The organism is Rathayibacter sp. SW19, from assembly GCF_030866825.1.
GTDB classification, from domain to species: domain Bacteria; phylum Actinomycetota; class Actinomycetes; order Actinomycetales; family Microbacteriaceae; genus Rathayibacter_A; species Rathayibacter_A soli.
The window spans coordinates 376,778-391,022 of sequence record NZ_CP133020.1; the positions used below are offsets into that span (position 1 = coordinate 376,778).

A 14,245-nucleotide genomic window follows, 5' to 3' on the forward strand; every position below is an offset into this window, starting at 1 on the left:
CGTCGCGGCCATTCGAAGGAGAATTGTGACCGACAAGACCTCCACGCCCGGCGGCGAGCGGGTTCCGCTGCTTTCACTTCGCGGAATCAGCAAGGCCTTCGGAGCTGTAAACGCGCTCACTGCCGTCGAGTTCGATGTCTACGCAGGGGAGATCGTTGCGCTCGTCGGCGACAACGGCGCGGGAAAGTCAACCCTTGTCAAGATCCTCGCGGGTGCGCATCCTGCCGACACTGGTTCGATCCTGTGGAAAGGCGAGCCGGTCACGATATCCAGCCCCATCGAGGCGCAGCAACTCGGCATCGCCACGGTGTATCAGGACCTGGCGCTGTGCGACAACCTCGACGTCGTGCAGAACTTGTTTCTCGGACGCGAAAGCGGGTCCGCATTCGCCATGAACGAGGTTGACATGGAGAAACGATCCTGGGGGCTGCTGCAGCAACTCTCGGCCAAGATCCCATCTGTGCGGGTTCCAGTTGCCAGCCTTTCCGGCGGTCAGCGTCAAACCGTGGCGATCGCACGTTCACTTGTCGGCGAGCCGTCGGTCGTGATCCTCGACGAGCCGACGGCAGCTCTCGGCGTCGCGCAGACGGCCGAGGTGCTCAACCTGGTCGAACGGCTGCGCGAACGCGGGCTCGGCGTCATCCTGATCAGCCACAACATGGCCAACGTGCAGAACGTCTCCGATCGCATCGTCGTGTTGCGGCTCGGCATGAACAGCGGGTCATTCGTGACGCGTGAAGTCACCTATGAAGACATCATCACGGCGATCACAGGCGCAGCCGAGAATGCCGTCACGGAACGGGCCGCTGCGCACGACGAGAAGGAGCAGGCGAAGTGAGTGTCCGTCCCCTAGACCGCCAAGACGAGCGGATCGAATTCCGGTCGGGCCTGGTCGGCGAGGCCCAGTCGCTGTGGAACCGAATCCGCAATGGCGATATCGGGTCGTTGCCGGTCGTCGTCGGCCTCATCCTCATCGCTGCGGTGTTCCAGACTCTGAATCCGCTGTTCCTCTCGAGCATCAACCTCGTCAACCTGATGCTGGATTCGGCAGCGATCGGAACCATCGCCGTCGGCGTTGTACTCGTGCTGCTCCTCGCTCAGATCGACCTGTCGATCGGCTCGGTCAGCGGCTTCGCGGCTGCGATCCTCGCCGTCACGTTCGTGCAACTGCACTGGCCGCTGGCGTTGACGCTGCTCGTTCCGATCGTGGCGGGTGCGATTCTCGGGATGGTTTACGGATTGCTGTTCCTGCACTTCGGCGTGCCGAGCTTCGTGTCGACTCTGGGTGGCCTCCTCGCCGTGCTCGGATTCCAGCTCTATCTACTTGGCACCAACGGATCGATCAATCTGCCCTTCGACTCGTTCATCGTGGAGTTCGCGCAGACGATGTTCCTGCCGGCGATCATCTCCTATGCGCTCGTCGTGATCATCGCCGTGCTCTACGTCGTGCTCGCACTCGGGTCATCGCGCAAGCGCGCTGCCGGCAATCTGTCCGCGCCCTCGGCGGCGGGCATTTACGTTCGCGGCGTCGTGATCCTGGTCGTGCTTGCCGGCATCGTCTGGTATTTGAACCTTTCCCGTGGCGTAGCCGTGATGTTCATCTTCTTCATCGCGATCATCGGTGTGACCGCCTACGCGCTTAAGCGCACGCGTTGGGGGCGCGCGATGTATGCCATCGGTGGCAACGTCGAGGCAGCGCGACGGGCGGGCATCAGGGTGAACGCGGTCTATATGTCGGCCTTCGTCCTCTCCTCAGCGCTTGCAGCGATCGGCGGCCTACTCGCAGCCGGTCGCCTCGCCTCTGCCACGTTGAGCAGCGGCACCGGGGAAGTCAATCTGGACGCGATCGCCGCCGCAGTCATCGGTGGCACCAGTCTGTTCGGTGGTCGTGGCAGCGCCCAGTCGGCACTGTTGGGCATCTTGGTGATCGAAGCCATTGCCAGCGGGCTCAACCTGCTGAATTTGGACTCGTCGATTCGCTTCATGATCACCGGTGGAGTGCTCGTAGTCGCCGTCATCGTCGATTCACTGTCACGGCGTTCGCGGGCGGCACACGGGACCGCGTAGGTCTTGCCAGCCGACGCGCGCTGCGCCAACTTGTGCGGCATGCGCCACGTGAAGTGGCGCATGCCGCAGCAACCGGCGCAGCCGCCACGGCCGGGCCAAGGGCAGGTAGTGTGTCCGCATGAGATTCGCGGACAAAAAGGCGGGTCGACCGACGACGCTCAGCGAACTTGCACGAAAGGTCAGGTTGAGCAAACCCGCGACCTATGTACTGCTGAAGACCCTAGAGGGCGCCGGATTGGTTGCACGGGACGCGACGGCCCGCTATGGGCTCAGTTGGGGGCTGTACGAACTCGGCAGTGCGGTAATCCGCCCCCTGGACCTCGCGCGCGCCGCACGCATGCGCCTGGACCACCTGGCCGAGCGCACGGGTGAGATCCTGCTCCTGGGCATCCTCCACCACGGAACGGTCCTGTATTTGGATCGCGGTCAGCGAGACGACGCGTTTGCAATGGTCGCGAACGTCGGCAGGCGCTCTCCATTGCACACGACGGCGTCGGGCAAGGTGCTGCTCGCGCACCAGGATTCCGCATATATTGACGCCTACGTGGGCGGACCTCTTGTGCAGGCGACATCTGTGACCATCACGGATGCGGCGGTGCTCGCATCAGAACTGGAGCTCGTGCGTAAGCGCGGTTATGCTACCTGCAGCCAGGAACAGGAGATTGGTCTGTCCAGCCTCGCCGTTCCAGTGGGGAGCGCGTGCGGAGCAGTGCAGGCGTCACTGGCGATCGCCGCCCCGACCAGCCGCTTCACCGGACAAGTGTTGCCCGGGCTGCTCGCTGAGCTCACGAACACAGCTGCGGCAATCACCCGAAGCCTGACAGCGGAAGCGCAAGTAGAGCCGAGCAGAGCCGAACTGAGCAGATAGGCGTCTTGAGTCGCAAGCGATCGATATTACCGCGAGCGATTACACGACCGTGACGGAGCGCGACAGATGAGTCGGTGCATCTGCGTTACGTCCGTTCCCGAGAGCCCATTTCAGAGCATATCGTTGCAGTGCGACCAGCTCGACCTGAGGGTCGTTGAATCCCTGATGCAGTTCGGCGCCAGCCTCCTCGATCGATCGCGCAGCGGGCTTCGTGAGCGGTGAGAGAGCCCACACCAAGGTGCCGGGCCCTGCTACCCCGATAGGCCCGTGACGGTACTCGCCGGTGGCGTATGCTTCGGCCCACATCCCGGCCGCTTCGCGGCACTTGAGAGCCGCCTCTTGTGCAAGCGGCGCGGCCCAGCCGGATCCGAGAACCACCAGTTGCCGCGGCGCAGGCAACTCGAGATCAGCATTCAACACCTCCGTGACCTGTTCGATGACAGTGCCTATCTGCTCGTTGGTTGCACCGAGGTGGATTCGGAGAAGAGTGAGCAGAGTCGTGGGGAAGCGGGTCTGCACGACACTCTTCTCGTCGGCATAGCCGAGGTCGATCACGTCATCGGCAAGCCTCTCGACGGGAGTCCCATGTGCTCCGAGGACTGCAGTCACGGGGATTGCGCCGCCGAGCGCTTCAAGTGCGCGGATCACCTCCGTGGTGGTGCCGGAACGGCTGATGGCGATGACTCGGTCGTATTCACGCGTTATCGCCGGCAGTTCAGAGGCGATGATCGCGTCTGTCATGCCGTGCCCGCCCTGCTCGCGCAGCCAAGCATATGCTGCGGCGACAAAGTAGGACGTGCCGCATCCGAGAACGAGTACTCGTTCCCCAGAGGCCGGCAGGCCGGATATTTCGCCGGGTGAATCAGACTGGGCGCGTTTCCACAGTTCGGGTTGACTCGCAATTTCGGTGCTCGTGAAGGAGCCGGGGGCTTTGGGTGTGTCTGCCATGATGATCCGTTCTATTGGTCGTCTTGAATTGGAGTCGCCGGCTGGATGCCGATCAAATCGAGTGCGAGTATTCCGGCTCCGATGCAACCGGAATTGTCGCCAAGTGTGGAACGCGCGATCATCGGCTGCTCCTGCCAGATCAACGCGTCAGCAAGCCGCTTCCGCAGTGGGTCGAACAGTGCGTCGCCCGCTTTGGACAGCCCGCCGCCGATGACGACGATCGTGGGTGCCAGCAGTGAGATATAGATTGTCAGCGCCCGAACAAGTGCGCTGACGGCCTCAGCCCAAACCCGTTGTGCGATCCGGTCACCCGCTTGCATTCGCTCGCAGACGCCCTTCGCCCCGTTTATTGCGGTCGAACCGCTTGCGCGCTCATAGCGCCGCGCGATTGCGGCTGCGGATGCGATTGATTCCAGACATCCGCGCGCACCGCATGCACACGACTCGTCTGCGCCGACGTCGATATGGCCGATCTCCCCAGCGAGCGGATGCGTGATGAACCGACCCTGCACCCGCAGCGCACCGGATATTCCCGTGCCGATCGGCAGGAACAACCCGTCGTCGGCCTGGTGGCCTGCGCCCAGCAGCCACTCGGCCGCGCCGCCGGCCCGAACGTCGTGTCCGACAGCGGTCGGGAGGCCCGTTCTCGAAGCGATCGCGTCGCGAAACGAAACATCGTGCCACAGGATGTTTTCTGAGTAAACCGCGACTCCTGCCGCGTCGTCGACGACGCCGGGTACCACGAGTCCGACTGCGGCGGCCGACGGAGTCGCCGCCACGAGTTCATCGATCGCGCGGAGGACCGCATCAACGACCGCGTCCGGACCGTCTCGGCGCGGCGTCGACCATCGATACTCGCGGGTCGGCACCCCGCTGTGCTCGACTACTGCCCCCTTCATCGCTGTTCCCCCGACATCGAGGGCGATCACCGGAGCCGTGCCGTCGAGCGGCCTGGTCATGCGAATCGCCGTAAGCGTTCGGGGTCCGCTGCAACCGCGTCATCGAGAATCGAGCGGGCGACCTGCGCGCTGGGTACAAGAGGGTCGAGCACGAGGGCCTGTATCGCGAGGGCGCGGCTGCCTAGGATTGCGGCGTCGACGATCAACTCCTGTTGTCGCGCCCGCGACGTCAGAATCGCGGCAATCCCGTCGGGCATCCGGCCGACGGCAAGGCCGGTGATGCCTGCCGCTCCGATGACGGCGGGCACTTCGACGACGGCCGAATCGGGAAGGTTCGGAATTTTGCCTTCGTTGGGCAGGTTGACCGCGAGCTCGATGCGGTCCGTGCCCGTCACCAGAGATTCTGCGATCGAGACAAGCCGCTCGGCTTCTTGGTTCTGGCTCACCTGAAGCGGCGCCGTTCCGGATGCTTGTGCGCGGAGCACATCCCATAACTCCGCCTTTTCCCCGATGTAGTGCAGCGTCGCGTCCTTGCCCCCTTGAAGCCCCCACTCGAGTTCCCCAGATGGCCGGAGAGAAAGGTAGCTGCCGAAGAATTCCGAGGTGTGCCGATCTCCGGGGGCAGGGTAGAGGCCGAACGTCTGCATCAGGTCAGCGGAGACGGCAGCGTGCACCCCTTCGTCGCCGGATGATGGGGAGTCCTTGCCTCCCGCACGTTCCGCCACCAGTTCGCGCAACTGCGGGTAGAGGTCGTGACTGCCGGTTCTGATGTCAAGCAGCCAGCATAAGTGGTTGATTCCTGCGAACACCGCGTGTACGTCATCCGGATCGAGGCCGAGGTCACGGGCGAGCACACCCTTGGTATGCATTGTTCCGTGACACAAGCCGATCGCACTGACGTTCGTGTACTTGCGGACCGCACGCACGTTGGCGGTGAGAGGGTTGCTGTAATTGATCAACTGCGCGCTCGGCGCCAGTTCCTCGATGTCTCGCGCTATGGCAACGAGCTCAGGTGAGTGCCGCAACGCTCGAAGAACACCGCCGGGGCCGACCGAGTCACCGACGGTTTGCTGGATTCCGTACGCGGCCGGAATTTCGATGTCGCGAAGCCACGCGGCGGCAGAACCAACGGCGATCGTGGTTGCCACAAAGCGTGCGCCAGGCAGCGCTTGCCTGCGATCCACATATGATTCGACGCGCATGCGAGAGCCGGACTGTTTGGCGATTCGACGTCCGAGCTCTGCCATCGTGTCGGAGGCCTGGCGATTGACATCGACGAGCCGAATCGTGAAATCGTCAAAGGTCTCGGACGCGGCGAGGTCGCTCAACAGGCCCGGCGTAAAGACGGTGCTTCCGGCACCGATAAGGACGAACGTCCGGTTTTGGCTCATGGCTCACTCACTTGACACTTCCGGTCAATAATCCACTCACGATGTAACGGTTCAGAATCAGTGCGATCACGGCGGGAATCGCAAGCGCGAGCACTCCGGCCGCACTGAGAAGCGTGAACGGAACGACGTGCCTGCCCTGCATGGCCGCGATGACCACTGTCAACGGTTGGGTGGACAGGTCACTGGACAACACCAGTGGGAACAGGAACTGCGCCCACGCGAACAGGAACGTGATGATCGCCGTTGAGATGATCCCGGGTCGCGCAAGCGGCAGCACGACATGCCACAACACCTGCATGCGGCTTGCTCCGTCGACTTCACCCGCCTCTTCGAGAGCGATCGGGAGGCTTGACATGTAGTTATACATGATCCACGTGGCGAGCGGAAGGAACCCGGACACATATACGAGGATGATTCCCGTGTAGGTGTTGACGAGACCGAAGCTGGACATGATCCGGTACAGCGGAATCAGCGTCGTATACGCGGGAAAGGCCATCGTGGCGAGAACAGCGTAAAAGAGCACGTTGTGGCCCTTGAATTCCATTCGGGCGAAGGCGTACGCCGCCAGAGTTGACAACACCACTGTCACGATTGTCGCCACTCCGCACTCGATGATCGTGTTCACGGCCGATCGGCGGATGGCGTCGGACAGATCGCCTGAACCGCTCAGTAGGGTGAGGTAATTCTTCAAGGAGGGTGTGGGCGGCAAATAGTTGGATGGCTTCGCGCTCATCTGAGCATCTGTTTGCAGGCTGATGTTCAGCGCCCAGTACAGCGGCACCAACGTCCAGAGCAGGATGAAGGCGACTCCTGCGTATCTTCCCCATCGCACGCGTTGTCTCATCAGAACTCCACCCGTCGATATACCAGCCGCACCACGCCGAGCGACACAACCACGGTGACGATACTGATCAGCAGCGATAGTGCGTACCCTTCCCCGAAGTTCAGGTTCTGGAAGGTAATGAAGTACGTCTGCATCGTCACGGACGCACCTGTAGACGCCGCCCCATTAAGGACCCAGGGTTGGTCGAACACGTTCAAGGTCGAGATCAGGGCCTGCACCATCGCGACGGCGATGCCTGCACGGGCGAGCGGAAGCGTGATTCGGCGAAAGGACGCCCACGGAGAACAACCGTCGAGGCTGGCGGCCTCATACAGATCCCCCGGAATATTCTGCAGCGTTGCAAGTATCAGAAGCGTGGAAAGCGGCGTGATCTGCCACACCTGAACGACCTCGATGGCGAGGATGGTCAAGAACTGGTTCTCACCAAGGAACACCTGGTAGTGCTCGATGAGGTTCATGGAACTGAGCAGGCTGTTGAGTAGCCCAGTGTTGCTGTCCCAGATCCCGCTCCAGATGACACCCTCGACAACGCCCGGCAATGCCCAGGGCAGGATGAGTACGGCAATGAGAACGGAGCGCCCAAAGAACTTCTTTTGGAGGATGACCGCCATCAGAATGCCGAGCGCGGTCGAGAGCGACACCCCGATGATCACGTACAGTGCCGTATTTCCCATACTGGAAACCACCGCATTGTCGCTGAACAGTTGCTCGAAATTCGCCAGACCCGTGAACCTGACCGGGGGATCCAGGGGCTGGTCTCGGTAGAATGATCGAATAATCGTGAACAGTGCCGGTATCAATGCCAGCGCGACGATGAATAGCGCCAGCGGGGCGACAAGCGCGTAAGGTAACAAGTCCAACCGGCGGCGACGGCCGGAACGATGTCCAGCCGTGCCGTCGGTGCTCACCTGGAGTGTGGGCTGCGGACCTTTCCGCAATCGGGAATTCATCGATGTGCGAGTCGTTGCGGCGCGACCGGCGGTCTCACGATCCGCTCGCCAGCTTGCTCGCGGTGCCGGCGATCGCCTTGATCGCGGCGTCGACAGTCATCGATCCGGTGGCTGCGGCGTGCAAATTTGTGTAAACAGCGTTAGAGAACTGCGGATACCACTTGGGCGCACCCTGCGGGAAGACCGGGCTGGTGTTGTTTTGGAACATTTCGATCAACTGGTCGCTACCGCTTAGCTTGCCCTTGGACGCGAGCGTCTTGACGGCGCTTAGCCGGGAGGGGAAGTTGTAACTCTCCATGGCCAGCTCGGGGCCGTTTGCTCCAGTTAGTTCCACTTGAACGTCGGCTGAGGTGAACCACTTGATGAACTCCGCGGCTGCGGCGGGGTACTTAGCCTGACGCGGAATCCCGATACCGTCCGGATTGTCCAGGTTCTTGGCGGGGCCGTTTACTCCAGGAGTCGGCAGGTATTGCACCTGGCCCACAACGCTGGATGAGGCCGGCACGTCATAGAGGCTGCCGACGTTTCCGGAATAGTCGGAGAAAGTGGTGGCCACTGTTCCCTTTGCCATCAAGGTTTGCTGCCCCTGACTGTCATTGACGTTGATGTTTCCCGGGGGTACCAGACCATTTTTGAGAGCGTCCACCATCCATTGTGCCGCCTTGTATCCGGGTGAGCCGGGATCGGTGAACTGCGGCACATCCTTCCCGTTGAGAATCGTTCCGCCGAACGCTCCGGTTGTCTGGTACCAGTAGGTGGAGAGACCCTCAGCGGCCGCGAATGGAATGTTGAGTGGGTACTGACTGATTCCGGCCGTCTTGATCTGCTGAAGGTCCTTGGTGTACTGCTCGATGGTGGTCGGCATCGTGGTGATCCCGGCCTTAGCGAACATGTCCTTGTTAACTGTCGTGACCATGAACGATGCGTCATACGGGATGCCGATCACATGACTGCCCGAGGTGAACGTGTTCAACTGCGGCATGTCCGCCGCCATAGCTTTCGTGTCTAGGTACTTTTCCATCGGGTAGAACCAGTTGAGTTGGCCCAGTTGACCCACGCGCGACCAGTCGACGTCCGTTGCGTCTGCAAAGTAGGTATTGGCCGTGGCGGCTGCCGAAATCTTCGTTTGCAAACTGTCCCAGTCGACGTTCGACCACTTCACCGTGATGCCGGTGCTCTTGGTGAAGGCAGCCAGTGCCGCTTTCGGTGGTGGACTCCCGAGGGCGACATTGATGGTCACGCCCGTGGTCTGGGATGACCCGGACCCACTGTCTCCACTTGAACAGCCTGCGAGGACCATGCTGAGGCAGGCTGCGCCGGCGAGCACCGCGAGCCTCCTTACGTGATGACGTTTGGTGTCCATTATTTGGTCCTTCCTCGTTGAAGCACTACGGTTATGCACATTAAATGCGCAGAGTGCGCATAATGCGCAATCGAAAGCAATTCCAGATTCGCGCAAAACGATCAACTTGTCAATAATCATTCGCACTTTAGGGCCCGTCGGCAGGAATATCAGCACTACTCCTGCCCGGGCGTGCAGTTATCCAATTAAATAGTGCGCGTATTCTGCACACTGGTGCTAAATTACTGAGGTGCAACGTAAGCAACGGTTGAATCACATCGTGTCGACAGTAATCGACCGAGGCAGCGTTGACGTCGGCTGGCTCGCTGGCCAGTTCGATGTCTCGGAGGCGACAATTCGTCGTGACCTCGAACTGCTTGAGAACCAACAGCTGGTAACGCGCACGCACGGGGGTGCCACGAGCAATTCGGCGTTCAATGACGTTCCGCTCGGGTTCAAGATGGCCCAGGATCTTGCCGAGAAACGGCGCATCGCCCAGCACGCGCTCGAGTTCCTGGAAGGCGCGCGCGTCGTCGGGATGACGGGCGGAACCACGATGTATGAGTTCGCGAAGCTTCTCGCAGACCGCAGTGGGTTGACGATCGTCACCAACGCTCTCAACATTGCAACGGTCCTGGTCGCCAATCAGGGGCTTCGAGTATTTGCTGCCGGCGGAGAAGTTCGCAACAGCAGCCAGGAAACGGTCGGGCCGACCGCCGAGAAGTTTTTAATGGAGTACAACATTGACGTCGCATTCCTCGGAGTGGACGGTGTGGACGCGTCGGCAGGATGTACAAACTATGATCCGGTCGGCGCTCGCGTGAACGCGGCTCTTCTGCAGCGCGCTCGAACGAGTGTGGTGCTCGCTGATGCCACGAAGATATCGAGGGTGGCATTAGCGCGCGTCTGCCCGATGTCCGACGTCGATGTGCTGATCACGGACGTACGGGCACCAGAGGATGCGTTGGACCAGATCTACAGGCAAGGTTGCCGCGTCGTCCGTGTGTGAGCATCACCCATTGTGCAACATTGCATGGAAATGCTTATCTAAACGAACAATGAACACACAATTTATTGCGCACTTGCTTAAGTCACTTGTTCGTGACATGTGCAAACTGTAATACTGGCCAAATGATCAAGGTTGCATTCATCGGAGCTGGAAGCGTTCAATTCACACGAAACGTCATCACCGATTTGTGTAGCTACGAAGAACTTCACGGGAACATAGAGTTCTCCTTGCACGACATCGACAGCGAACGGCTGGCGTACGCTGAAGCGCTCGTCAATCGCATCAACGTGCAAAGCGGTGCCGGCGCCAAGGTGACGTCGAGCATCACTCGAGCTCCGGCGATAGCCGGAGCGGACTATGTTGTCAACGAGATTCAGGTCGGCGGATACGACGCGACTCGGAAGGACTTCGACATTCCGGCACGATACGGTGTTCGACAGACTATTTCCGATACGATCGGGATCGGCGGGATCTTCCGCGGCCTGCGCACCATCCCCGTGCTCTTGGGCATCGGTGAGGACTTGGCGAAGGAAGCCCCTGATTCATACTTTTTGAATTACAGCAATCCGATGGCGATGCTGCCGTGGGCTGTATACGCGGGGAGCCCGTTCGAGCGCGTGGTCGGCCTGTGTCACTCGGTGCGGAATACCCACGACTTGCTTGCGGGGCTGGTCGGCTTGTCTGTACCCGAGATCGACTTCGTGACCGCGGGATTCAACCACCAGGCGTTCGTGCTGAAGTTTGAGCACGACGGCAAGGACCTTTACCCGCGGTTACGGGAGGTCATCGATTCCGACCCTGACTTACAGCGGCGTGTGCGGGTTGAAATCTTCCGGAATTTCGGATACTTTCCCACGGAGTCAAGTGAACACAGCGCGGAATACGTGCCATGGTTCATGCGCCACGATGAGCAAATAGATCAGTTCCGCATCTTCGTGGGTGACTACCTCGACCGGTCCGAGCGCAGCCTGGAAGAGTACCACTCGACTCTGCGTGAGCTGGAATCCGCAGCGCCACTGAAGCTCGAACCGACTTCGGAGATGGCGTCTGAGTTCATCCTCGCCCACCAAACCGGCCGCTCGGCCGAACTCTACGTCAACGTGCGCAATTCAGGGCTGATCACCGGGCTGCCGGACGAATGCTGCATCGAAGTACCTGCGACCGTGGATGCAGACGGCCTGCATCCACGCGCAGTCGGCTCCTTACCGCCGCAACTTATGGCGCTGAATCGCACATTCCTGAACGTTGTCGAGCTGACAGTGAAGGCCGTGCTGGAAGGCAATCGCGACCACGTCTACCAGGCTGCACTGCTCGACCCGAACACCGCCGCATCGCTGACCACGCGGGAGGTCAGGTCAATGTGCGATGAACTGTTTGCCGCTCACGGTGACCTGATCCCCGCTGCCCTCCGGGCGTAGGTACGTTGCGAGTTCTCTCATAGATAGTGCCGCAAGGCCAGTGTTCGCGTGGCCTGATCTCGCCGTTTCAGCGCCTGCTGAGCCTGCGGCCGCAGATTACTGCTCGGGACCGTAGGTCGGGATCAAGACCTCCTTGCCGCCAGCCATGGCCGAGTCGTGTGCGGCGAGGCATGCCGCGGTGAGGTTCGCGGCGCCGTACACGTCGAACTCCGGCCGTCGATCACCGACGATGCTCATCACGAACTCGTCCACGAGGTGCGGATGGAATCCACCGATGGTGAGGTAGTCGAAGACGTCGGACGGATCCGTGAGGCTGGCGATCTGGTGTGAGCGGGTGTACTCACGGATGCTTTCCGGCAGCGCATCCAGGTGATCGGGCGGCTCGATCCTGTCTTCGGTGACCTGCCGGCCCATGGTCGTGAACGTCTCCAGCTTCATGTTCGGGTCGAAGACACCGTGATCTTTGTACTTCCACACCACGGGAAGGTCCGTGTCGAGCTGGCCGGTCTCGAACGTCACGTTCTCCCCGCTGATCGTGAAAGCCTCGGTGTATCCGCGTGGGTTGTTGAAGAGCGTCCGTGTGATCTCGGTCAGCGTTCCGGTCTGCATCTCGAACAGTGCAGTCTCCATGGGGTACGGGTTTCCGTACTGTTCGTGCAGCTGCGCACGCATCACCCCGGACCCGAAGCACACGACGCGCCTGGCCGTGCTTTTCGTTGCTGCGAACGAAGGCGCCAGAGCATGGGTCGCGTAGAACATCGGAGGCATGCCCTTCCAGTACGCCGGCCAGCCATCCATGTCTTGGTAGTGGGCTCCGCGCATGAACTGGATGCGGCCCATTTCCCCAGACTCGAGGAGTTGCTTTACGTACAGATAATTGCGCGTGAAGATCACGGATTCTGCGAGCAGATATTCGCGCTCCGCCTCTTGCTGCGCTTTCACAATCCGCTCCACGCCCTCGCGCGTCAACGACATCGGAACGGCACACGCGCAGTGCTTGCCTGCCTCGAGGACGGCGACGGACTGGTCGACATGGCTCGTGATGTTAGTCAGCAGATGTACCGCGTCGATCGTGTCGTCTGCCAGCACATCGTCGAGCGATGAATAGCGTTTCGCGATGTCCCAACGATCTCCGACCCGACTGATCAGCGTCGGGTTCAGATCGCAGATGGTGACTTCGCCGATGTTCGGATGGAACTTGTAGCTCGGCACGAACGACGAGCCGAAATTCAGTCCGACGATCGCAACATTGATTTTTCCCGCCATGGTGTAACTCCTAGCCGTTGAAATTCACACGTTCGGATGCGCCGGACGCGAGAGAGCGCATGCATGCGTCGATCACGTGAAGAGTGAGTATGGAGTCGTCGGGACGATAAACCTCGTTCGGTTCGCCACGCACGAGCCGAGCGAACTGCTCCATCTGCATGGCGTATTGACTCGCATCGGGGAAGGCCTCCTCGCGTGTGCCCGCCGGGGTCGTCACCTGCAAGACCAGGTCGCCATCGGACTCCACGAACGGCGGAGTGGCGAACGGTCGTTCGACCTCGATTCGCCCGGTGGATCCGATCAACTCGTACGTGTTCTTGCGGGCCTGCGCGAGCCCGCCGCTGATCGTCGCAAGCCGGTCCGCGGGAAACTCGAGCGTTATGGCGTGAAGGATGTCGGCCTGCGTGCCTGGGAGATTGCACGCGAACGCGTGTGCACGTGTGGGCTCGTCGCCCATCATCCAGCGGGCGAGATTGATGCCGTAACTGCCCACGTCGTGGATGGCGCCTGCGCCCGGGTACGGGCCGTAACGCACGTTGCGATGAGGGTCGTCCAGCGGAACGGTGAATCCAACGCGAACCAGCGCGAGCTCCCCGATTTCACCGGATCGCAAGATCTCGCGAGCTCTGGAGTGCTGAGGGTTGTAGCGGTACATGAATGCCTCGACGAGCTGCACGCCACTGGCTGAGCACGCTTCGACCATCTCAGACGCTTCGGCTGCGGTGACCCCGAGTGGCTTTTCGCAGAGGACGTGCTTGCCGGCCTCGGCTGCCTTGATCGTCCATTCTTTGTGCAGGTGGTTGGGCAGCGGGATGTACACCGCGTCGATCTGCGGGTCGTCAAGGAGTTGCTGATACGCGCCTTCGCCTGTATACAGTCGGATCGAGTCGTCGGGAACGGATATCTGCCGCCTGGATGCTATCGCCGTGACGGTGACTGCGATCGAACCGGCCAGGGAGGGGAAGATTGCGCCCGTGAAGATTGCCGCGTAGCCGAGTACACCCAGCCGGACGGGTCGCACGCGGCGCGCAACTGATGAGCCTGCAGGGCCCGGATCGGTCGTCATTGTCTCACTGTGCCTTTGCGTCCTTGCTTCTGACCGCCTCGGATCGAGCTCGCTCTCCTGCAGCTTAGGATCGCAGTCATGAGCAAGCAATAACTGTCACAAAATTGTGTTAGCCATCGCAAACCGACGATGACAACGGAGCATCTGCCGCTGCAGCCAGGAGCGCCAGTGTATGCT

Annotated in this window: 13 protein-coding genes; 5 read left to right on the forward strand and 8 right to left on the reverse strand. The window is 61.0% G+C overall.

All coding sequences use genetic code 11. The annotated features are described in order from the left end of the window. The first annotated feature begins 25 nt into the window (after positions 1-25). From QU604_RS01785 to QU604_RS01795, 3 genes are all read left to right on the forward strand, one after another. Positions 26-838: an ATP-binding cassette domain-containing protein gene (locus QU604_RS01785; protein WP_308467086.1), complete on the forward strand. Its 813-nt coding sequence runs from the start codon at positions 26-28 to the stop codon at positions 836-838. Next, positions 835-2,067, forward strand: coding sequence for a sugar ABC transporter permease (locus QU604_RS01790; RefSeq protein WP_308467087.1), 1,233 nt, complete (start codon positions 835-837; stop codon positions 2,065-2,067). The genes QU604_RS01785 and QU604_RS01790 overlap by 4 nt, the downstream gene beginning before the upstream one ends. 118 nt (positions 2,068-2,185) lie before the next feature. Further along, positions 2,186-2,935 carry an IclR family transcriptional regulator gene (locus QU604_RS01795; RefSeq protein ID WP_308467088.1) on the forward strand — a complete coding sequence of 250 codons (750 nt, stop codon included), beginning with the start codon at positions 2,186-2,188 and terminating at the stop codon, positions 2,933-2,935. A 39-nt stretch (positions 2,936-2,974) separates the two neighbouring features. Here the strand turns inward: QU604_RS01795 and QU604_RS01800 are convergent, their stop codons facing one another. The 6 genes from QU604_RS01800 to QU604_RS01825 form a co-directional block, all read right to left on the reverse strand. Beyond that, positions 2,975-3,883: an SIS domain-containing protein gene (locus QU604_RS01800; RefSeq protein WP_308467089.1), complete on the reverse strand. Its 909-nt coding sequence runs from the start codon at positions 3,881-3,883 to the stop codon at positions 2,975-2,977. An 11-nt stretch (positions 3,884-3,894) separates the two neighbouring features. Further along, on the reverse strand, positions 3,895-4,842 hold the full coding sequence (locus QU604_RS01805; RefSeq protein WP_308467090.1) for an ROK family protein: 948 nt from the start codon (positions 4,840-4,842) through the stop codon (positions 3,895-3,897). Further along, positions 4,839-6,173: a family 4 glycosyl hydrolase gene (locus QU604_RS01810; protein WP_308467091.1), complete on the reverse strand. Its 1,335-nt coding sequence runs from the start codon at positions 6,171-6,173 to the stop codon at positions 4,839-4,841. Before QU604_RS01810 ends, QU604_RS01805 begins: the two co-directional genes overlap by 4 nt. A gap of 7 nt (positions 6,174-6,180) precedes the next feature. Beyond that, positions 6,181-7,017, reverse strand: coding sequence for a carbohydrate ABC transporter permease (locus QU604_RS01815; RefSeq protein ID WP_308467092.1), 837 nt, complete (start codon positions 7,015-7,017; stop codon positions 6,181-6,183). Further along, a complete protein-coding gene (locus tag QU604_RS01820; protein WP_308467093.1) occupies positions 7,017-7,925 on the reverse strand; it encodes a carbohydrate ABC transporter permease in 909 nt (302 codons plus the stop codon). The genes QU604_RS01815 and QU604_RS01820 overlap by 1 nt, the downstream gene beginning before the upstream one ends. 76 nt (positions 7,926-8,001) lie before the next feature. Then, on the reverse strand, positions 8,002-9,330 hold the full coding sequence (locus QU604_RS01825; RefSeq protein ID WP_308467094.1) for an extracellular solute-binding protein: 1,329 nt from the start codon (positions 9,328-9,330) through the stop codon (positions 8,002-8,004). 229 nt (positions 9,331-9,559) lie between these two features. Here QU604_RS01825 and QU604_RS01830 point away from each other — a divergent pair, with 229 nt between their 5' ends. Together QU604_RS01830 and melA are read left to right on the forward strand one after the other, a co-directional pair. Further along, positions 9,560-10,318, forward strand: a complete 759-nt coding sequence (locus QU604_RS01830; RefSeq protein WP_308467095.1) for a DeoR/GlpR family DNA-binding transcription regulator — start codon at positions 9,560-9,562, stop codon at positions 10,316-10,318. Positions 10,319-10,440: 122 nt separating this feature from the next. Then, positions 10,441-11,736 (forward strand): alpha-galactosidase, encoded by a 1,296-nt coding sequence (gene melA, locus QU604_RS01835; protein WP_308467096.1) that lies wholly within the window; start codon positions 10,441-10,443, stop codon positions 11,734-11,736. 96 nt (positions 11,737-11,832) lie between these two features. Here melA and QU604_RS01840 read toward each other — a convergent pair whose 3' ends face one another. Together QU604_RS01840 and QU604_RS01845 are read right to left on the reverse strand one after the other, a co-directional pair. Continuing rightward, a complete protein-coding gene (locus QU604_RS01840; protein ID WP_308467097.1) occupies positions 11,833-13,002 on the reverse strand; it encodes a Gfo/Idh/MocA family protein in 1,170 nt (389 codons plus the stop codon). Between the two features lie 10 nt (positions 13,003-13,012). Continuing rightward, on the reverse strand, positions 13,013-14,068 hold the full coding sequence (locus QU604_RS01845; protein WP_308467098.1) for a Gfo/Idh/MocA family protein: 1,056 nt from the start codon (positions 14,066-14,068) through the stop codon (positions 13,013-13,015). Positions 14,069-14,245 lie beyond the last annotated feature (177 nt).